The following is a 19,032-nucleotide window of genomic DNA, read 5'->3' on the forward strand; positions in this document are numbered from 1 at the left end:
GATTTGAGGTAATCCTATCATAGAAATAGTTTTTAGACACACCCTAATTTGTTATTCCTCTATTTTAAACTGCTCAACCAATCTCTCTAAGTCTCTCATATGCTCCGTCAAACTTTCCATAGTATGAGCTACCTTTTCTAGATGACTCACTTGAGATTCAGTTGCAGCATTTACTTCTTCCGAAACAGCTGCGCTTTCTTGACTTGTACTAGCAATTGTATGCATTACCGTTGTAATTTCTCCTTGCTCGTAACCGATGTTATGTACCTCTTCTACAATTTGTTCGACTGAAGTACTAATTGTATTTACAACTGACATAATTGTGCGGAATTCCGCTTCTGCCTCTGTCGTAACTTTATTTTGTATATCTGCAATATCTTTTAATTTACTTACAACCTCTACAACTCGTTTTACCTCTACTTGTACATCGCCAATCATCGTTGCGATTTCTCCTGTCGCCTCTTTCGATTGTTCCGCTAACTTTCGAACTTCTTCGGCAACAACAGCAAAGCCTTTACCTTGTTCCCCTGCACGCGCCGCCTCAATCGAAGCATTTAAAGCAAGTAAATTCGTTTGATCCGAAATACCTTTTATAAGCTCTACAACATTTTGAATCGATCCAACTCTTTGCTCTAACTTTCCGGATGCTTCCTCTGTATGAACAACAATCGAAGATGATTGGCCCCTTGTACGAACTAAATTACGCATCGTATTTAATCCTTGCTTAGACGCCTCTTCAGCTTTGCCAGCCACTCCCTTTATTTCACCAACAGAGTGATTCATTTGTTCCACTGACTGCGCCATATTCTCGAGCTGCTCTGAAACTTCATCTACACTATTAGCAAGAGTGGACGCTCCTCCGCTCACATCATCCATTGCACCTGACACTTCTCTACTAGCTGCTACAGTTTCATTCGTTAAATAATGTAGATTATTCGTTGATTGTTGCACCGTTGATACACTATTTTTAATTTTACTTACCATTTCATTCATTTGCTCAACCATATGATTAAAATGATTCGTCAGCTCTCCAACTTCGTCCTTACTTGTCACTTTCATTTGCAACGTTAAGTCACCTTCTGCCACTTTTTGAACGTGATTCGTTAATAGTTGCAATGGTCTTGCTAATCTTCTTGAGAACAAGTATGAAGCTGCGATTCCAACTAATAAGCTAATACATGCCATTATAAGGACTGTATTTCTCGTACTATTTAATAGCCCATCAATCGTTTCTTTCGGATAAAAAATTCCTATTTTCCATTTCATCAAATCAAATGACTGGCTATAAACAACTACATCTTCACTTTTTAATGTAGTGACAGCATATTTTGTTACCTCTTTATTTAAACTCTTCACAAGTGGCTCTTTCGAAACATCTTTCCCTATTTTCTCTGGGTAAACAAGAGCCATATTTTTATCATTTATAATAAACATTTCTCCGCCATTATTGTATTGAATATTATGAAGTAACTTCTGAATTGTTCCAAGTGATACATCCATCGCAACAACACCTAATACAGATCCATCTTGAGCTGTAATTGCTTTAGAAACTCCCACGCTTAACTTACCTGTTGCAATTTCATACATAGGTTGTCCCCAGTGAACCTTTTTCACATCAGCTTCTGAGTCTTTATACCATGATCTTGTCGTTGGATCATATCCTTCTGGCACTTGTCCACCTTCAGCAAGATTGGCACTTAATGTTTTTTTATCTTTCGTACCAATATATAAGTCTAAAATGCCTGGATGATTCTTTTTGTACTCCGAAAACTCTTTCGTCAAAAATGCCTCCTCTTCTGGAGTAACTCCGTCTTGAAGCATATTACGAATCATCTCACTGTTCGCATAATACCCCATATCTTCATCCGTTCTTTGAACAAATGTCGTAAGTTGCTCTGTCACAAGATCCATCGTATTTTGAGAATACTGGTCTAAGGAGCGCACTTCCTTCTCTTTCTGTAATTGATACATAGCTGTACCTAATATTACGAACATCATAGAAATAAGTACCGAAAATACTACCGCAATTTTTAAACGTAAACTTCTTAACATCTTCCCCCAAGCATCCCCTTCTCGTTGTATTGTAATCGTATTAATCACTATATTAAGTATAATGGATAAAATTAAAAAATTGAAATTAATTCTCATCTCAATTTCAGTAGACAACCTACTACCACTTGTGCAAAAACAAATAGTTCATTATCCTTAAACTATATAATCTCATTCGTTCGGAGGGAACTATGTTACAAAAATTCGGTTTCTCACAATATGAAAGCCAAGCTTACGAAGTTGTCGTATCAAGCAACGAACCATTAGATGCTACAACGATTGTGAAGCACTCTGGTGTTCCAAAAGCAAAAATATATGAAGTGCTAGCACGCCTGATCGATAAAGGGATGGTAATGGATTCTGTTTCAGAAAAGAAAAAGCTGTATACAGCTTTACCACTCAAGCTCGCAATTGAAAAATTAACGACAGAATTCCAATCAAATATTAAAGAGTTAGAAACAAATATATCGAAAAAATCATTTACAGATGACCGTGTGTGGAGCTTAAAAATGCAATCTTCTATTCGAGTTCAAAGTAAAGAACTCATCGAAAGTGCAAAAGAATCAATTCGCATTTCAGCTTGGAATGACACTCTTTCAGAATACCTTCCTTCACTAGAAGAAAAAGCAAAACAAGGTGTCAAACTCGAATCCCTTATAGTTGGAAAAGTAGAAACAGACTTAGAAAACATGCATTTTCTAATCCCAACTGAAGAACCTAACGCGCTAGAGCGCTACTTACTGCTCATCGTTGACGACCGCGAAATTTTATTTGCTGGTGTAGAGCAAGAGTCATGGCAAGCGATGAAAACAATGTCACAACCTTTCGTAAAGTTCTTTACAGAATTTTTCTATCACGACGTTGCACTTGCAAAAATTACAGAAAAGCATCTGGATCTCTTCATGCAAGATGAGGAAATTAAGAGTTTGTTGAGGAAGTTAAGATACTAAAAAAACGCCTCTATTACAAGGCGTTTTTTTCTACATTTCTTTTCTATTTTTCATCCTTAACACATAAGCACCAGCAATAATAAAACCAATTCCTAAAACGAATAAAGCCGTAAATTCATTGCCGACGCCGCCAGTAGCTGGTAAACGCACTTCATTATGAGCATTATGTTGTTGCATCGGCTTCACATCAGCGGAAGGTTTCACTTCTCCACTCGGTGTTGGCTTATTTGGCTTAGAAGGAAGTGATGCCTTTTCTTCTTTCTTATTTTTCACAATATGTTTAATAATCTCTCCATTCTCTTTTATTTCAAATGCAAATGTCTCTTCATTTATTACATATCCATTCGGTGCTATTGTTTCTTTATACGTGTACTTTCCGTATGGTAGTTTAAATTTCGCTATACCTTGCTCATTTGTTTTTCCTTTTACTACTTCTTTTCCCTGTTCATTATAAATTGTAAACTCTGCATTTGACAGTTTCGTATTCCCATCCGCTACATCTACTTTTGTTATTTCTAGTTCACCTTCTACTTTCTTATCTTGAACGATATGTTTAATAATTTCTCCATTCTCTTTTATTTCAAATGCAAATGTCTCTTCATTTATTACATATCCATTCGGTGCTATTGTTTCTTTATATGTGTACTTTCCGTATGGTAGTTTAAATTTCGCTACACCTTTTTCATCCGTTTTCCCTTTTACTACTTCTTTCCCTTGTTCGTTGTAGATTGTAAATGCTGCATTTGGTAACTTCGTATTCCCATCCGCTACATCTACTTTCGTTATTTCTAACTCACCTTCTACTTTCTTATCTTGAACGATATGTTTAATAATTTCGCCATCCTCTTTTATTTCAAATGAGAACGTCTCTTCATTTATTACATATCCATTCGGCGCTATTGTTTCTTTATACGTGTACTTTCCGTACGGTAGTTTGAATTTCGCTATACCTTGCTCATTTGTTTTTCCTTTTACTACTTCTTTTCCCTGTTCATTATAAATTGTAAACTCTGCATTTGGCAGTTTCGTATTCCCATCCGCTATATCTACTTTTGTTATTTCTAGTTCACCTTCTACTTTCTTATCTTGAACGATATGTTTAATAATTTGTCCATTCTCTTTTATTTCAAATGCAAATGTCTCTTCATTTATTACATATCCATTCGGTGCTATTGTTTCTTTATACGTGTACTTTCCGTACGGTAGTTTGAATTTCGCTATACCTTTTTCATCCGTTTTCCCTTTTACTACTTCTTTCCCTTGTTCGTTGTAGATTGTAAACTCTGCATTTGGTAATTTTGTATTCCCATCCGCTATATTTACTTTCGTTATTTCTAGTTCACCTTTTATATTTTCATTTTTCAACTCTAATACAGCAGTTTCACCAGTTTTTACTTCAATTTTTTTAATACTTCCGTCTAACACATATCCAGCTGGCGCTTGAATTTCTTTGACGCTATATATACCGATTGGAAGATTCCCTAGCTCCGCAATCCCCTTATCATTAGTCGTGACATTTTGTTTAAAGTTTTCATTAGAAACTTCAAACACCGCTCCTTTTAATAATTCCTTTTTTTCTCCTAATTTCATAATCTTTAAAGAGCCTACTGATTCCCAATTTACAACTAAATCTGTACTGATTTTCTCACTATTTCTTTGTAACAATACCGTTGCATTTTGAACTTTTTCCGAGCCTTTAAAAGCTATTGCTTGTAAATTTGTTAAATTAGACTTTACTTTCATTTTAAAATTACCACTACTCGTATTTTTCGGGATTAAAATTTTAAATTTTTCGTTAATTGATAATATACTTTTCTCTTCCCCATTTTCATTTACAATTCGAAGCCCTTTAGGAGCACCTTCAGGAAGTATTGTATAAGAGCCAGAAACCGCATTTGTTTGCACTGCATAAAACCCTGTTTCTAAATATTCATCTTTTTGTGTAGCAGTTTGTGGATCTACAGGATTAACTTTAAAGAATACATCTTGTGATCCACTTTCTTTTTTTGAAGCCTCTACTAAACGCTTCATAAGATTATGTACTCGTTCATTTTTCGCAACTAAATCTTCTTCCGTTAATTCATTTGCTGCAATCCATACCGCTAATTGTGTAGCATAATGCGCTTCTTCCGTTGTCGCTACACCTAATTCAGATGGGCTTTTTTGAGGATATCCGTTCAATAAAACACGGTATACAGAATCAGATGTTTTCCCCATTTCAGGCAAATCATCCCCATTGGGTGAACGTAAATCAGGCGTTAAACAATACGCAATACTACCCGAAGCCGTTTTAATTATTTCGGTCTTTATTTCACGATGTTTCGAATTACTATAGCTCCAATCCATTTTATATGTTTCTCTGTTCATTACTTCTGCCTTTACTTGTGGCATTGCAATTCCTAATAAAATAATAAGAGCGCTTAAAAAACTAAACCATTTTCCTACCATCTTTCGTTTCATTCTCTCCACCACCATATGTAAATTTCTGTATGAAGCAATCTTACTGTTTCATTGTACTTATAGTAAAAAAAAGAGAATAGGTGGTTTTTTTGTAGTATCTTGTCGAATTGTTGAGAAAGTTTAAAAGTAATAAGCAACTTTAAAATTATTTGCTCTCATGCTGCTATTGACAAATGAATATTACATATTTTAAATTTCAAAAAAATAAAAAAGCACTTTATAAGTGCCTTCATAACTTACGAGAAACAAATTTTAAACGAATATATATTACTTATCTTTTTCTTTTATCTCCATTAACAAATTAATTATTTTCTCATTTTGCTCCACTTGTTTCTCTGAATTTTGATAGATGAAACGAATCCATCTTAATACAAAAACAACTACAACTATCGGTAATAGTGCAAGTATCATACCGAATATAGAGAAATTGAACATCATTTTCCCATCACCTCGCTACATACAACTTTCTCCACATATCCACTAAAACCTGCAAAATTTTACAATTTTAAAAAAAGAACCTATCAAACGATAGATTCTTCTTTCACGGACTGAGTAGAACGTCCTCTCGTAATTGAGAAAATTGCACAAAGCAGCGCTAATATAATAAAGCCGCCACCTACCCAAGCATTATATATAACAGATGATTTTTCAATAACAACTCCGCCTACTGTTGAACCGAGCGCAATTCCTAAGTGAAGCGCAGAGTTATTTAAACTTTGCTGAATACCAGCCGATTCTGGTGCAATTTCAATTAAATAATTTTGTTGCGCTGGTGAAATAGCCCAGCTCAGCATACTCCAAAGTCCCATCATAATAATGAACAGCGGGAATGAGAATGTCATCATTGGCAATATGAAGATCGCACACGCAAATACGATAATAATTGAAATAATACTTTTCTTCGATCCCCATTTATCAGCAAGCAAGCCCCCAAGGCCGCCTCCAAGTACCGCTGCAATTCCGAAAATGAAGTAAAACACACTAATCCAATCCGCTTCAACATGCATCACATCTTTTAAGAAAGGTGTTAAATATGCATATAGTGTTAAATGACCCGTTAAAAATAAAAATGATGTTAACTGTGCACTTACAATTTTCTTATCTTTTAACGTAGCAATTTGTTCTCTTATTGATAACACTGATGTCGGTGGTACTTTCGTTAAGAATAATGAAATACAAGCAATTGCTATAACTGTTAATAACGAAATTAATACAAATGGTGCACGCCATCCATATGCATTTCCAAGTACAAGACCAAGTGGTACCCCAAGTACAAGTGATCCACTAATCCCCATGAAAATGATTCCAATTGCACGCGCACGAAAATGCGGTTCTACAACACTAGAAGCAAGTGTTACTGACAGTGCAATAATAAGTGAACCACTCGCTGCACAAACAACCCTTGAAAACATTAACATCCCGTAATTCACACTAAATGCTGAAATAATATTTCCGATTAAGAAAATTGATAATGCCCCAATGTATAATCTTTTTCTTTCAAATTTTCGAGTTACCGCTAATAAAACCGGACCTGATAAAGCAAATACTACTGAAAATATTGTTATAAGCTGACCAGCTGCACTAATAGATACTCCTAAATCATTGGCAACTAGATCGAGCGTTCCTCCTATAATTAGCTCAACCGTTCCGACTACGAAAGCCGCGATAGCTAAAATATACACACGAAAATTCAAGTCTTTCCCCACGCTTTCTATTTTGGTTACTACCACTATAGTAACCAAAATAGAAATTGAACACAAGTACAATTTTCTTACAATAAAAAAACAGGCGTATCATACGCCTGCCTTCTAATTATTAAACACTAGTTTTGTTCTTCTTATTTAAATACCAATATACCGGCAGTCCAGTAAATACAATTCCAATTGATAAGAAACAACTTACCGGATCATTAATAATCGCACTTCCAAGTACAAACAATGATCCTAAAATCGCGATGATTGGTACGATTGGGAATAACGGTACACTGTATGCACGCTCTTTATTCTTATTACGTTTTCTTAAAATGAAGACACCAATAAACGTCATTACATAGAAAATATAAATAATGAATACGGAAATCTCAGATAGCTTATTCGGATCACTAATAATCATTAAAATAATTCCTAAAATGATTTCAACAGTAATCGCATTTGCTGGTGTTTTAAATCTTGGACTTTCCTTTGCGATAAACTTAGAAAACGGAAGGTGTCCACGCTCTGCCATCGACATCGGAATACGTGGGAACGTTAAAATCTTTCCATTTAAACAACCGAAAATAGAAACGATAATACCAATACTAATAATTTTCCCGCCATATTCTCCAAGTAACATGCCCGCAGCTGTCGCTGTTGCATTCTCTCCGAGGTCTACGATTTTCGCTGCTGGTAACACATTTAATAATGCCAAGTTAATTAGTACGTAAGCAGCCGTTACAATTAAAATCCCAACTGTCATTGCTTTCGGTAATAACTTTGTTGGATTCTTCATTTCTCCGCCAATTGAAGCGAGTAGAATCCAGCCGTCATAAGCAAATAACGTTGCTAAAATTGCCATACCAATACTTTGATTTTCTGATATCGGCACTACTACATTAAAGATATCGCTATTCCCTTTCCAAAAACCTAACACAACAATTAATACGATCGGAATCATCTTCCCAATTGTCGTAACCGTTTGGACGATACCTCCATATTTTGTTCCCATACTATTTACAACGCCAAGGAACACAACTGTTCCAATAGCAATTGGTAAATTCCATACTTTATCTAAATAGAAAAAATTAATCATTAACGAACTAAAATACAAGCCTAATGTTCCAATAATAGCTGGTCCATAAACAATTGTTTGCATCCAGCCTGATAAATATCCCCAAAAACTTCCGTAAATCTCCTCTAAATACGTATACAACCCACCATTTTTCGGGATTTGCGCTCCAATTTCAGCTACTGTTAAACCACTTGCTAGCGTCAATAGTCCACCAATTACCCAAGCAAGAATAGCCATATTAGAACTCCCTGAGTAATCTAATACGCTCCCTGGTTTCATAAACACACCAGATCCAATAATCGTTCCTACTACGATAGAAAGTGCTACTGTTAAACCAATTTTGTTCTTCTCATCATGATGCATGCTGCGTATCCTCCTTCCAATTCTAGTGTGATGCAAAAATGAAATAAAAAAACACTCCTCCCTAAAAAAGGGACGAGTGTTGTATTCGTGGTTCCACCCTTGTTTCAATTCGTAAAGTAACACACTTCACCAATTTCTCAAGTCTAAATAACGGTTTTTGCCGGCAAGCAATTACTAGGTATCCGTTCACTGCTGCAGTTCAGAGGTGGTAATCCATTTTTCCGTATTAGGAAGCTCACAGCCAAAGGCTCCCCTCTCTGAGAATCGTAAAAAATTGATCATGTCCTCATCATCACTTCTTGATGTCGAATTTTGTAGTTATTGTTCATTATATTGAATTGTTAGAAAAAATCAATATATTTTTTTATATAACATACGAAATATTTCTCTTCTTATATTATAACAGAAGCTATAATATTTCTCTAATTCCCCAGTATCTTTGGAACAGCGTAGCGGTAAAAATTATATCAGTGATTATTCAAATATATCGATTTACCAACAAAAAACGACAATAAGTAAGAGGAGACTTTCCAAAAGAAAGCCTCCTCACATACATACCTTCCGGTTGCCCACACGGAAGATACGACTTAACTCAATTATTTCTCATCTTTATTCATAAAAAACTTATGATGCGGAAGATTCACATTCAACGCCTCTAATTGTTTCTTTTCATTCTCTAAAATTGATTTCACTTTTTCTTTCGTTGTCTCATCTAATCCCGCAAAGATGTCTTCATGCTTCTCTTTCTCTGGAAATTTCACACCTAACTTTATTAATTCTTCTTTTGCTTGCTCATGAGTTAATTTCCCGGATTTTTCTTGTCCAAAAATAGACTTTGCTTTTTCTTTTGTTGCTTCATCTAAGTCAGCAAGCATGTCTTTACGCTTACCTTTCTCTGGGAATTTCACACCTAGCTTTGTTAATTCTTCTTTTGCTTGTTCACGTGTTAATTTACCAGATTTCTCTTGTTCTAAGATTGATTTCGCTTTTTCTTTTGTTGCTTCGTCTAAGTTAGCGAACATATCTCCATGTTTACCCTTTTCCGGGAACTTCACACCTAGCTTTGTTAATTCTTCTTTTGCTTGTTCACGTGTTAATTTACCGGATTTCTCTTGTTCTAAGATTGATTTCGCTTTTTCTTTTGTTGCTTCGTCTAAGTTAGCGAACATATCTCCATGTTTACCCTTTTCCGGGAACTTCACGCCTAGTTTTGTTAATTCTCCTTGCGCTTGTTCACGTGTTAATTTACCGGATTTCTCTTGTTCTAAGATTGATTTCGCTTTTTCTTTTGTTGCTTCGTCTAAGTTAGCGAACATATCTTTACGTTTTTCTTTCTCTGGAAGCTTTACACCTAGCTCCCCCAACTGTTTCTTTGTATCGTCCATAATCGTTTTTACTTTTTGTTTTGTAGCGTCATCTAAATCTTTCTTCGCCGTTTTTGTAGACTGCTCAGCTGCTTGAGTATTCGTTGCCGCGAATGCCGGAATACCGACTCCTCCAATGATTCCGAATGATAAAGCACCTGCAATCGCTAAATACCCAACTGTTTTCTTCTTCATAGGAAATTTCCTCCTTCATATTTCTAAAGCATGTACACTTTCGTATACAATTCCTATAGTAATGTTGGTTTCTTAACATTTCCTTAACGACTTAACAAAAAAACGCCGCTCATCCCGAGCGGCGTTTTTCTAAGCTTTTTGTAATTGTAATTCTTCACGTTCCATTATTCTTCTTAATACAATTGTTTGTGTCATTGTAAATAAATTACCTGTTATCCAGTACAACACAAGTCCTGATGGCGCCGCAAATCCCATAAATAGAATCATTGCCGGCATCATAATTTGCTGCACTTTCAGCATCTGTACTTGTTCTCCAGATGTAATATTAGATTGGAAAACTTTCATCTGAATAAATGTCGTTAACGCTGCGAGAATCGGTAATATATGATACGGATCTGCATGTCCTAAGTTCACCCATAAAAATGAAGATGTGCGAATCTCTTCTGTTCGGCTAATCGCATAATATAAAGCAGAGAAAATCGGCATTTGTATAAAGATTGGCCAGCAACCAGCTAGTGGACTCCAACCGCCTGATTTCATTAGTTCTGACATTTCTTTTTGATACTGCTTTTGTTTTTCAAGATCTTTACCCACATCACCGTATTTTTGTTTCAGCTTCTGCAGTTCAGGTTGCATTTTCTTCATTTTCGCTTGACTACGATATTGCGAAACAGCTAATGGAATCATTGCTGAGCGAATAACGAGCGTCATAATAATGATAGCAATCCCGAAGCTAGCTCCTGGTATGTGATGAGCAACAAATTGAATCATAAACGAGATTGGATATACGAAATAATGATCCCAAATTCCCATACTATGTGCATCAATTGGGGCTGCATTACTGCAACCAGATAAAACAAAAACAAGTAATAATGATAAACTAACGAGCACAGCTCGGTATGATTTTAACATGTTCATTCCTCCAATGTTTCGTAATTATTTAGCGAAACATTGGTGTATACGGACCGACCTCGTCATTCTCTTCACTGGATTCTTGTCTGCGCACAGAACGAATCATTCCATATTTATAAAAAATAGAGAAAAGCGTTACATTACCAGTACCCTCTTCACACGTATTAACTAGTTTAAAGGCTCTTTGTCTACCACTTGATGCTTGCTGACGCACAAAGCGAGAAACATTAGCAAGGAAGAAAACTTCTAATAAACAAAGCGCTGTCGTTACAAACGATATATATAGAATTGCATCCTGCAATAAAAATTCCATCGCTTCACATCCTTAATAAGGTCATTTTAGCACATTCAACAAACATTCTCTATTTCCTTTTATCGTCAAAAAAGTATTTTGCATATTTTCTCAAGAAAACTATGTTAGAAAACCAATGTATTCGCTTTCTTTAGTATATTCACACGTATCCTTGTATAGGTTTAATTTGTTAGAAATTTATAAAATTTTCGCATTATAATAAAACTATTGCCAGTTTTTGAAAAAACCTTTATTCTCTTCTTGTAATCAAAAATGAATATGGAGATGAAACATACTATGGGTCAACTAGGAGACGCCGATTACGTTCCCGACACCGCCTTTTTATCCTTCCCAGCAGCTAAAACATTCCACTTAGAATTTATCATACAGTTGGTTGTTATTTTCGTAGCCTCTATTTTGTATGCAATTTCTATGAATATGTTCTTTATCCCGCATAACATGATTAGCGGTGGATTCGCTGGTGTAGGGATGATTATCGGTTATTTAATGCACTACAATATCGGTGCACTTATCTTTTTACTAAACATTCCTCTTCTTATTTTAAGTCACTTTTACTTAGGCAAGAAGACAACCTTTTTAACAGCGTACTTTGTAGCTATATCATCGTTAGCGATGAACATTATCCCTGTACACCAAGTTTCAGACGATATTTTACTGTCTTCTGTATTCGGTGGTGTAATCTGCGGAGCAGCTTCCGGAATCATATTCCGATTTGCTTCTTCAACAGGCGGCTTTGATGTTGTTGGATTGATTGTAGCAAAACATCGAGATATTTCGATTGGAGCAATCATCTTTGGATTCAACTTAATCTTACTTGTTGCAGCAGGATTTATTTTCGGATGGGATATTACGCTTTATACGTTAATTAGCCGGTTTGTAGTCAGCAAAGTTATCGATGCTGTGCATACGAAACATATTAAATTAACGATAATGACAGTTACAGAAAAAGGCGAGGAAATAAAAAGCGCACTATTGCATCACGGCATACGCGGGGTGACAATGGTAGATGCTGTCGGCGGCTATACAAACCATAAGAAAAAAATGATTTACACTGTCGTGACTCGCTATGAGTTAGGCGAAATGAAACGTATTATCCGTCAAGTGGATAACAAAGCATTTATGAACATTACTGAAACAGTTGAAATTGTCGGCCGTTTCAAACGCATATAAAAAAGGTTAATACATGAAAGGGCATAACATATTAGTCATATATAATATGTTATGCCCTTTGTTATTCAACTAACGCACCCTTTAGCATAATAAAATCACGAAGTTTATTACTACAAATCGGAGGATAGCATTCCATATACGATACTATCTGTCCATTCATTTTTATTCCAAAAATCTTGTATGAAATGTGCTTCCTTTCTCATGCCTATTCGTTCACACAATTTTTTTGAAGCTGTATTACGTGCATCAAGATTAGCTTGTATACGATGTACATTAAATTCATTAAATAATTTAAATACCAAACTATTTACTGCTTCTGTTGCCAAACCTCTCCCAGCTACTTCATTTGAAAAACTATAACCAATCTCAACAGTGTCTTTCATATTTGTGTACCATACGGATAAATCACCAATTACTTTAGTCTTGTATATAACTGCCAAACTTAATATTGATTCTTTAGTAAGTACATTATTTGATAGCTTCTTATTAAATTTTTTCTGCATATCTTCATGAGTCCACTTATTATGTAATAGGAACTTACATGTATCATCATTATTATAAATAGCAAATACATCCTGTAAATCCGTACTCTTAAAAGGTCTAATTATTAATCTTTCTGTTGTGATCTCCAAGTTAGCTCTCCTCCCTTACATTCATGCTACAAAACATTTTTTATAGTATTTAAGCCTCCTTCTTAGATCTCACCTTGATTACATATTTCATCATAATAAATTAAAATCCTTCTTCCACTAAACTGCATTGTTAGTGGTATTTCCTTGCGCTTTTTATTTTTTACACTTATTACAAAATCAGATAATTCTATTATTGTGACCCTAAATGTGTTATAATGAAAACAGACTCACAAAAAAAGAGTATATAGACTTGGAAGTTTCTCTAATTTTACAAACAAAAAGAAACGAGCAGTCGGGTATATTTCAGACACCATACACGTAACGGTTTAAACAACCGATCACTCTTCAATGATCTTTTTATAAAAAGATACGTACAACTAAAACTCACTTCAATGTACTATACCTACCTTTTTGACTTCCAAATCATCTTATTACATAAGGAGATGAACATATGAATCAATATATAAGATACACAATAGCTGTCCTGTTTGCTATTATCGGCGGAACGATCTGCTTCTGGACAAACACTCAGCTTGGAGAGAATATCATTTTTAATGGAATCGAAACCCTTGTAAGCGCTTCAATTTTAGGTGGATACATTTACTTCCTCTTCAATCCAGAAGAAAATGCACAAAAAACAATGTTATTAACAATGATCGGAATCGTTGGCGGATGTATTTCCTACTCAATGACTAACTATACATTACCACTTCAATTAAGCTCAGCTTTCTTCCACGGTTTATGGACTTGGTTCATTGCATTCTGCCTAGCAGACGTATTCAACCTTTTACAAGACAATGAAGAAGAAAACGGTCGCCAAATTGAAAGTAACTCGTAAGCTGGAAGGATTCTTCCAGCTTTTTTGTTTTGTTACTCTTTCCTGTTCATACCCCATCACTAAAATAAAAAGAAGCTACCCTCACGGCAACTTCTTTTCCACATACCCCAACCGGTACTTACCGGAATATATCAACGATTTTTCGAATATATCGGCGATTTCTCCACTTATATCAACGATTTTTTCATTATATCGACGATTCGACACTGGATATCGACTTACCGACACCCTTCGACACTCAAAGCGTACAACATACCCTATCCCCCAAGCAATTTACTGCCGAACTCTACGATTAAAAAGATAACTAATAGGATCGCGAGTATCTTTAATGCTACATATGCTACTTTAAAAACAGCATAAATGAGCAAGACTATTAAAATAATCGTTAAAATTTCCATCTAGAATTCCTCCAAGCTTTGCTCTGCTTATCTTATTTTACTCGCCCCAGACTTTTTATGGAACGGCATAAGACGACATAGAAAAAAGAGGATACCTCACCCATCGTAAGATACCCTCTCTTTCAGCTGCTCAAACCATTCTCTCTCTAATTGTAAATATCCTATTTCACTCTTCTCGGCACTCTTTAATTCTTTGTCTGCTTTCCTCATATAAGTGTGGGACGCTTCCATATCGCCCTCTAAATATTTAATAATTCCTTGTGTACGATAATACCCATGTAAGTCCACTTTTGTAATGGCCTTCCCATGTTCCTTCGCTTCATGCAGGGAAAGGCTATCCATCTGATAAAGAGCTTTATATAAAAGATACCAACTGTGAAAACTGCTGACGAAATATTTATTTTCTTTCGTTACAGGGAGCTGGGCAACTTGTTCTATATATGGTATCGCTCTTTCCATTCCCTTTTGATCCGACCGGGCAAGGAAGACAAGCATAAGTCCGCTCATGATCTCTCTTATACTTTTATGTTCTTTTATTTTATCTTCGGTAAGTTCTACTAATCTCTTATCCCAATCTTTCGGCCTCTTATAACTAAATAACTCACTCGATACTTGAATGTTATATACATGCTGCTTCGCCTTTTCATCATCTTTAATTAAAATAAGAAATTGCATACCATCGCTCATAAGCGTTCCTTTTATCGGTACGATTGTAACCGCAAAAATTACAAAATGGAAAACAGAAAAATATAACAGATATTGATAATAACTCACCATGTATATGTAACCAAAAGTAATACCAAATAGTAAACTTGTTATTGGTCCACCTAAAGTCATCCATGCCCATTTTTTCGAAAGGTTCGGTGTTACTATAGAAGGCGGTATTAACATTGCCACGCCTCCGAAGTACGCCCATAATTTATTTTCTCGAATACGTACTTTCCCCTTCTCTTTTTGAACAGTAATAGGCCCTACTGTCATAAATTTAAATGTCAAACCACCTATTATGCCGAATATGACATGTCCTAACTCATGAATGATTACCACTAACAGAAAAATCCCCAATAATGCCCATATATTCAACATTGTTTCTAATTTTCCAGTTCGGATCACTCCGTATAAAATGGACAGAATGAGCGCCACTGTCAGTGAACCAGCTGGTCTTCTTAAAATATCCACCTTTTTCTCCCCTTAATAAATCATTTTTCTCTGCATTTCATACATGAATTTTCCGAGATGCAATATCCAAATAAATGAGATTAAGCCAATTAATACAAAATCGATGTCACTAGCCGCTGTATATATAACGGCAGCCCACCATACATATGCTAATATTGTATTCGTAAATTCATACGCTTTATATCCAGCCTCATGCACAATGTGCTTTAATCCTTCATCTGCATTTTTCGTCCACATTTTCATAGATTCCATATATGTTACACCTTGTTCAGGATATAGCTTGTTATAACGATTTTTTGTTATGAGCCCGATAACCACTACAATAGTTAAACAGACGATAGAAGCTACTAAATTCCACACTGCAAATGAAACATTTGTATCCTGCAACAGTGCACGTCTACATGTAATAACTGCATATACAAACCATGCCTGCGTAACTATATCACCTACACGTAAATATATACTTATAATGCCTAATTTTCTGCCTTGTACGCTCTCTTCTTCATCGCGTGCCTCCGCTAACATACGTGTATTCTTCCAAGTGTAGTACATCATTAAGATTCCAAAAATAGTACATACACCTATAAATGTATTAGATGATAATTTTCTCGGTTCATCCGAGAGTAAATTTAAAGCTATATAAGATGTTAAAAAGCCCCCCATCATACTTAATGCTATTTTCCCCACAAAATCAAATTGTTTTTTTCGTTTACTCTTCATCATCCTCTTCCCCCTCCACTAACGTAAATATTTCCTCCACCGGTACATTGAAAATTTGTGCGATTTTTAACGACAATACGATAGATGGTGCATAATCCCCGCGCTCAATTAAACTAATCGTTTGCCGTGATGATCCAATCGCTTTCCCCAAATCCCCTTGTGATAAACGATGCTTTGCTCGCAATTCCCTCACTCGATTTTGAAGCTTCATGTCTTCCCTCTTTTTCATTTATTTAATTAAAATTGTAAATAATATCCTTATTTTTGTCAATTATAATTGTCATTTTGACGTTAATAATTGACAATTATAATCTATGGAATTTTATACTGATAAACAAACAAAAGCTTATTAAAATAAAAAAGGCAGTGCGTTTGCACTGCCTTCCTAAATTTTGACATAGAATGGATTTCATATTAACTTGCGTTTTGTAACAATACTCGTTTTAACTGTTTGCGGAAACGAATGCCTAACGTAACTGCCACAATCACAATCACTCCAAAAATAATTTTACCGATATGACCTTCTAGCGCTCCAAAGATGTCATGTAAGTTGCCACCTAACCAGTAACCACCGATTAAGAAGAATGATACCCAAAATAGAGCACCTGAGTAAATTGTAATTGCAAAACGACGGAATGGTAAGTTAATAATTCCTGCAAAATATCCTGTAAAATGACGTACACCAGGAATAAAGAAGCCGATAAAAATAAGGAAGTATCCATACTTATCAAACCACATTCTTGTTAAGTCGATTTTTCTTTGTGTTAAAAATACGTATTTCCCATACTTTTGAATAAAGGGCATACCTAATTTATTTCCTAAAAAGTATTGAATTGTCATTCCTACACTTGTCCCAATAAAGGATAGGATAATTAAAATCGGTAAACTTAAATCGCCCTTCTGTGCTAAAAACCCCGCATATGCTAACGTTGGCTCTCCCGGAAACGGAAGTGCAATATATTCTAACAGCAAACCAACAAGTACAACATAGTACCCGTACTGCTGAAATAATTCATGAACCCATTCCATGTCATCTCTCCTTTCAATCACGTACAACTTCTTACTATTATTGTATAAAAAAATTGTCGAAATAACTATCACAATAGCTTACATTTTTATTACATTTTTGTAAGGCACACACTAAAGTTTTCTGTTCATTATTTGCTGCTATCCATTATCGCTTTTCGATGTGCTAACAATTATATATCGTACGGAATAGAGCTATTAATATGCATTTTTATCCAGTTTTTAACACTTAGAAATCACCTTATTTTGTTCTCAATAAAAAACCACCACAAACTCATACTAACTTCATATTAGCTTCATATACGTATTGTAAGATTATATCGGAATTTGTTGAAAAATTTAACTAATATATGACTAAGCATTAAATTGAATAAATATAAGTAGTTTTTCGAAATTGAAAAAAGGGTGAATAAGAAATGGAAGCTTATAAAATGCACGATTTTATTAATACAAATGTTGAATCTCATCAAAATGAAACCGTTTTTAATTTACACATATGTGAAACAAGTGAATTTGACGTAAGTTTAACAAAATCTACAACACTGTCTTTTATCGTTTCAAAAAAGAACATTAAGATTGTTACGAAAAAATGGATTAATTCAAATCAAGAAAGCATGATTGGTAAAAGTTACATCATTCCAACGAAAGCTTTCCACTACTTCTTACCAATTATTTCTGAAACTGAAGATGAGCTAAATATTCAAGTTCAAAGTTTTGGACTACATGGTGAACTTTTACTAAATGAAAGATTACTTATTGATAAAAACAACAAACAAAATCCAAAGATTACTACCTTCTTTGAAACATTAGATGAAAATGTAAATAAAGTATTACGAGGATTGCAAATTCATTGTATGTAAGACTATTACAATAGCAAAAAGGAGAATATAATGAAAAAACTATTATTAAGCGCACTATTATCATTAGGATTTTTAACTATTCCATTCACAAATGCTGAGGCAGCTACAACAAACGATCAGCTTATCGTGAATACGCAGTTAAATAAAATGGATTATTATCAAAATGGACAATTTATAAAGAGTTTTACTGTCGCTACTGGAAAAGCAGCCACACCTACGCCTAAAGGTACTTTTCAAATCGTTAATAAAATTAAAAACCGTCCTTACTATACAGGAAAAATTAAAGGCGGCGATCCACGTAATCCACTTGGTGACCGTTGGCTCGGACTAAACATGGCAGGAACTTACGGAACAACTTATGCGATTCATGGTACTAACAATAATCAAGCAATCGGCAAATGGACAACACTTGGTTGTATTCGTATGTATAACAATGATATACACTGGTTATTTGAGCGTATTCAGCAGCAAGCTACCGTCACTGTAAAATAACCTAAAAACAAGATTTATGTGTAGCCAAGAATTTTATATCTTGGCTTATTTTATTTATTCATTTACAGTAGCAAAACAACTGTATTTACATATATAATAAGAATAGGTTTCGTTAAACAACATCAAAACATTGATAAACATGGATATTAAAATTATACAGTTATAATATTTTATAAATTTTACAATACATACTATAATAGAACTAATGTAATTCTGAAATATTCAGTTTCTCTAAACCATTCCCCTTGCTACTTTCATGATGACTTTATAGCGGGGGCTTATTATATGTATAAACAATTTGAGTTATCCAAAAAATGATGAATTCGAATATTGCAGTAAAAAGCG

At 34.9% G+C, this 19,032-nt stretch carries 19 protein-coding genes and 1 other annotated feature; of the genes, 5 read left to right on the plus strand and 14 right to left on the minus strand.

What is annotated here, in order from left to right; translation table 11 throughout:
* Positions 1-51: 51 nt before the first annotated feature.
* Complete coding sequence (locus QCI41_RS15710) at positions 52-2,052, minus strand: methyl-accepting chemotaxis protein (protein WP_353838830.1); 2,001 nt, start codon at positions 2,050-2,052, stop codon at positions 52-54.
* Between the two features lie 188 nt (positions 2,053-2,240).
* On the opposite strand from QCI41_RS15710, the gene QCI41_RS15715 reads away from it, so the two are divergent.
* Complete coding sequence (locus tag QCI41_RS15715; RefSeq protein WP_087986003.1) at positions 2,241-2,999, plus strand: TrmB family transcriptional regulator; 759 nt, start codon at positions 2,241-2,243, stop codon at positions 2,997-2,999.
* A 30-nt stretch (positions 3,000-3,029) separates the two neighbouring features.
* On the opposite strand, the gene QCI41_RS15720 is transcribed toward QCI41_RS15715, so the two are convergent.
* The 7 genes from QCI41_RS15720 to QCI41_RS15750 form a co-directional block, all read right to left on the minus strand.
* Entirely contained in the window at positions 3,030-5,459 is a 2,430-nt protein-coding gene (locus QCI41_RS15720; RefSeq protein WP_353837140.1) for a SpaA isopeptide-forming pilin-related protein, read from the minus strand.
* Between the two features lie 267 nt (positions 5,460-5,726).
* Entirely contained in the window at positions 5,727-5,897 is a 171-nt protein-coding gene (locus tag QCI41_RS15725) for a hypothetical protein (protein ID WP_000971477.1), read from the minus strand.
* Positions 5,898-5,980: 83 nt separating this feature from the next.
* The gene (locus QCI41_RS15730) at positions 5,981-7,165 is read right to left on the minus strand and encodes an MFS transporter (protein ID WP_353838829.1); all 1,185 of its coding nucleotides are present in this window, start codon (positions 7,163-7,165) and stop codon (positions 5,981-5,983) included.
* A 109-nt stretch (positions 7,166-7,274) separates the two neighbouring features.
* Entirely contained in the window at positions 7,275-8,588 is a 1,314-nt protein-coding gene (locus tag QCI41_RS15735) for an APC family permease (RefSeq protein ID WP_000546329.1), read from the minus strand.
* A gap of 65 nt (positions 8,589-8,653) precedes the next feature.
* Positions 8,654-8,890: a binding site (T-box leader), on the minus strand.
* A gap of 294 nt (positions 8,891-9,184) precedes the next feature.
* On the minus strand, positions 9,185-10,147 hold the full coding sequence (locus tag QCI41_RS15740) for a hypothetical protein (RefSeq protein ID WP_353837139.1): 963 nt from the start codon (positions 10,145-10,147) through the stop codon (positions 9,185-9,187).
* A gap of 129 nt (positions 10,148-10,276) precedes the next feature.
* Positions 10,277-11,059, minus strand: coding sequence for a membrane protein insertase YidC (yidC, locus tag QCI41_RS15745; RefSeq protein WP_353837138.1), 783 nt, complete (start codon positions 11,057-11,059; stop codon positions 10,277-10,279).
* Positions 11,060-11,087: 28 nt separating this feature from the next.
* Positions 11,088-11,372, minus strand: a complete 285-nt coding sequence (locus tag QCI41_RS15750) for a hypothetical protein (protein WP_000394932.1) — start codon at positions 11,370-11,372, stop codon at positions 11,088-11,090.
* 276 nt (positions 11,373-11,648) lie between these two features.
* Between QCI41_RS15750 and QCI41_RS15755 the strand changes: the two genes are divergently transcribed.
* Positions 11,649-12,542: a YitT family protein gene (locus QCI41_RS15755; protein ID WP_000530033.1), complete on the plus strand. Its 894-nt coding sequence runs from the start codon at positions 11,649-11,651 to the stop codon at positions 12,540-12,542.
* Between the two features lie 110 nt (positions 12,543-12,652).
* Here the strand turns inward: QCI41_RS15755 and QCI41_RS15760 are convergent, their stop codons facing one another.
* Entirely contained in the window at positions 12,653-13,174 is a 522-nt protein-coding gene (locus tag QCI41_RS15760; RefSeq protein ID WP_088123682.1) for a GNAT family N-acetyltransferase, read from the minus strand.
* Between the two features lie 451 nt (positions 13,175-13,625).
* On the opposite strand from QCI41_RS15760, the gene QCI41_RS15765 reads away from it, so the two are divergent.
* Positions 13,626-14,012, plus strand: coding sequence for a DUF3938 domain-containing protein (locus tag QCI41_RS15765; protein ID WP_001077775.1), 387 nt, complete (start codon positions 13,626-13,628; stop codon positions 14,010-14,012).
* Between the two features lie 257 nt (positions 14,013-14,269).
* Here QCI41_RS15765 and QCI41_RS15770 read toward each other — a convergent pair whose 3' ends face one another.
* The 5 genes from QCI41_RS15770 to QCI41_RS15790 all read right to left on the minus strand — a co-directional run bounded on the left by QCI41_RS15770 (position 14,270) and on the right by QCI41_RS15790 (position 17,338).
* Complete coding sequence (locus QCI41_RS15770; protein ID WP_000404783.1) at positions 14,270-14,410, minus strand: DUF3985 family protein; 141 nt, start codon at positions 14,408-14,410, stop codon at positions 14,270-14,272.
* A 96-nt stretch (positions 14,411-14,506) separates the two neighbouring features.
* A complete protein-coding gene (locus tag QCI41_RS15775) occupies positions 14,507-15,589 on the minus strand; it encodes a site-2 protease family protein (protein WP_353837137.1) in 1,083 nt (360 codons plus the stop codon).
* Between the two features lie 12 nt (positions 15,590-15,601).
* Positions 15,602-16,309, minus strand: coding sequence for a DUF3169 family protein (locus QCI41_RS15780; RefSeq protein ID WP_046960143.1), 708 nt, complete (start codon positions 16,307-16,309; stop codon positions 15,602-15,604).
* On the minus strand, positions 16,299-16,520 hold the full coding sequence (locus QCI41_RS15785) for a helix-turn-helix transcriptional regulator (protein WP_000776168.1): 222 nt from the start codon (positions 16,518-16,520) through the stop codon (positions 16,299-16,301). The genes QCI41_RS15780 and QCI41_RS15785 overlap by 11 nt, the downstream gene beginning before the upstream one ends.
* Before the next feature lie 203 nt (positions 16,521-16,723).
* Positions 16,724-17,338 carry a DedA family protein gene (locus QCI41_RS15790; RefSeq protein WP_353837136.1) on the minus strand — a complete coding sequence of 205 codons (615 nt, stop codon included), beginning with the start codon at positions 17,336-17,338 and terminating at the stop codon, positions 16,724-16,726.
* A gap of 413 nt (positions 17,339-17,751) precedes the next feature.
* On the opposite strand from QCI41_RS15790, the gene QCI41_RS15795 reads away from it, so the two are divergent.
* Both QCI41_RS15795 and QCI41_RS15800 read left to right on the plus strand, forming a co-directional pair.
* Positions 17,752-18,195: a DUF3978 family protein gene (locus QCI41_RS15795; protein ID WP_000388758.1), complete on the plus strand. Its 444-nt coding sequence runs from the start codon at positions 17,752-17,754 to the stop codon at positions 18,193-18,195.
* 30 nt (positions 18,196-18,225) lie between these two features.
* A complete protein-coding gene (locus QCI41_RS15800) occupies positions 18,226-18,687 on the plus strand; it encodes a L,D-transpeptidase (RefSeq protein ID WP_000735054.1) in 462 nt (153 codons plus the stop codon).
* The last annotated feature ends 345 nt before the right edge of the window (positions 18,688-19,032 follow it).

The organism is Bacillus cereus group sp. MG4 (assembly GCF_040460055.1).
Classification (GTDB): Bacteria; Bacillota; Bacilli; order Bacillales; family Bacillaceae_G; genus Bacillus_A; species Bacillus_A wiedmannii.

Excerpts from the sequence above, each read along its gene's own strand:
- QCI41_RS15710 (WP_353838830.1), bottom strand. The coding sequence starts at position 2,052 with ATGTTAAGAAGTTTACGTTTAAAAATTGCGGTAGTATTTTCGGTACTT.
- QCI41_RS15715 (WP_087986003.1), top strand. The coding sequence starts at position 2,241 with ATGTTACAAAAATTCGGTTTCTCACAATATGAAAGCCAAGCTTACGAA.
- QCI41_RS15720 (WP_353837140.1), bottom strand. The coding sequence starts at position 5,459 with ATGAAACGAAAGATGGTAGGAAAATGGTTTAGTTTTTTAAGCGCTCTT.
- QCI41_RS15725 (WP_000971477.1), bottom strand. The coding sequence starts at position 5,897 with ATGATGTTCAATTTCTCTATATTCGGTATGATACTTGCACTATTACCG.
- QCI41_RS15735 (WP_000546329.1), bottom strand. The coding sequence starts at position 8,588 with ATGCATCATGATGAGAAGAACAAAATTGGTTTAACAGTAGCACTTTCT.
- QCI41_RS15740 (WP_353837139.1), bottom strand. The coding sequence starts at position 10,147 with ATGAAGAAGAAAACAGTTGGGTATTTAGCGATTGCAGGTGCTTTATCA.
- yidC (WP_353837138.1), bottom strand. The coding sequence starts at position 11,059 with ATGTTAAAATCATACCGAGCTGTGCTCGTTAGTTTATCATTATTACTT.
- QCI41_RS15750 (WP_000394932.1), bottom strand. The coding sequence starts at position 11,372 with ATGGAATTTTTATTGCAGGATGCAATTCTATATATATCGTTTGTAACG.
- QCI41_RS15755 (WP_000530033.1), top strand. The coding sequence starts at position 11,649 with ATGGGTCAACTAGGAGACGCCGATTACGTTCCCGACACCGCCTTTTTA.
- QCI41_RS15765 (WP_001077775.1), top strand. The coding sequence starts at position 13,626 with ATGAATCAATATATAAGATACACAATAGCTGTCCTGTTTGCTATTATC.
- QCI41_RS15770 (WP_000404783.1), bottom strand. The coding sequence starts at position 14,410 with ATGGAAATTTTAACGATTATTTTAATAGTCTTGCTCATTTATGCTGTT.
- QCI41_RS15780 (WP_046960143.1), bottom strand. The coding sequence starts at position 16,309 with ATGAAGAGTAAACGAAAAAAACAATTTGATTTTGTGGGGAAAATAGCA.
- QCI41_RS15785 (WP_000776168.1), bottom strand. The coding sequence starts at position 16,520 with ATGAAGCTTCAAAATCGAGTGAGGGAATTGCGAGCAAAGCATCGTTTA.
- QCI41_RS15790 (WP_353837136.1), bottom strand. The coding sequence starts at position 17,338 with ATGGAATGGGTTCATGAATTATTTCAGCAGTACGGGTACTATGTTGTA.
- QCI41_RS15795 (WP_000388758.1), top strand. The coding sequence starts at position 17,752 with ATGGAAGCTTATAAAATGCACGATTTTATTAATACAAATGTTGAATCT.
- QCI41_RS15800 (WP_000735054.1), top strand. The coding sequence starts at position 18,226 with ATGAAAAAACTATTATTAAGCGCACTATTATCATTAGGATTTTTAACT.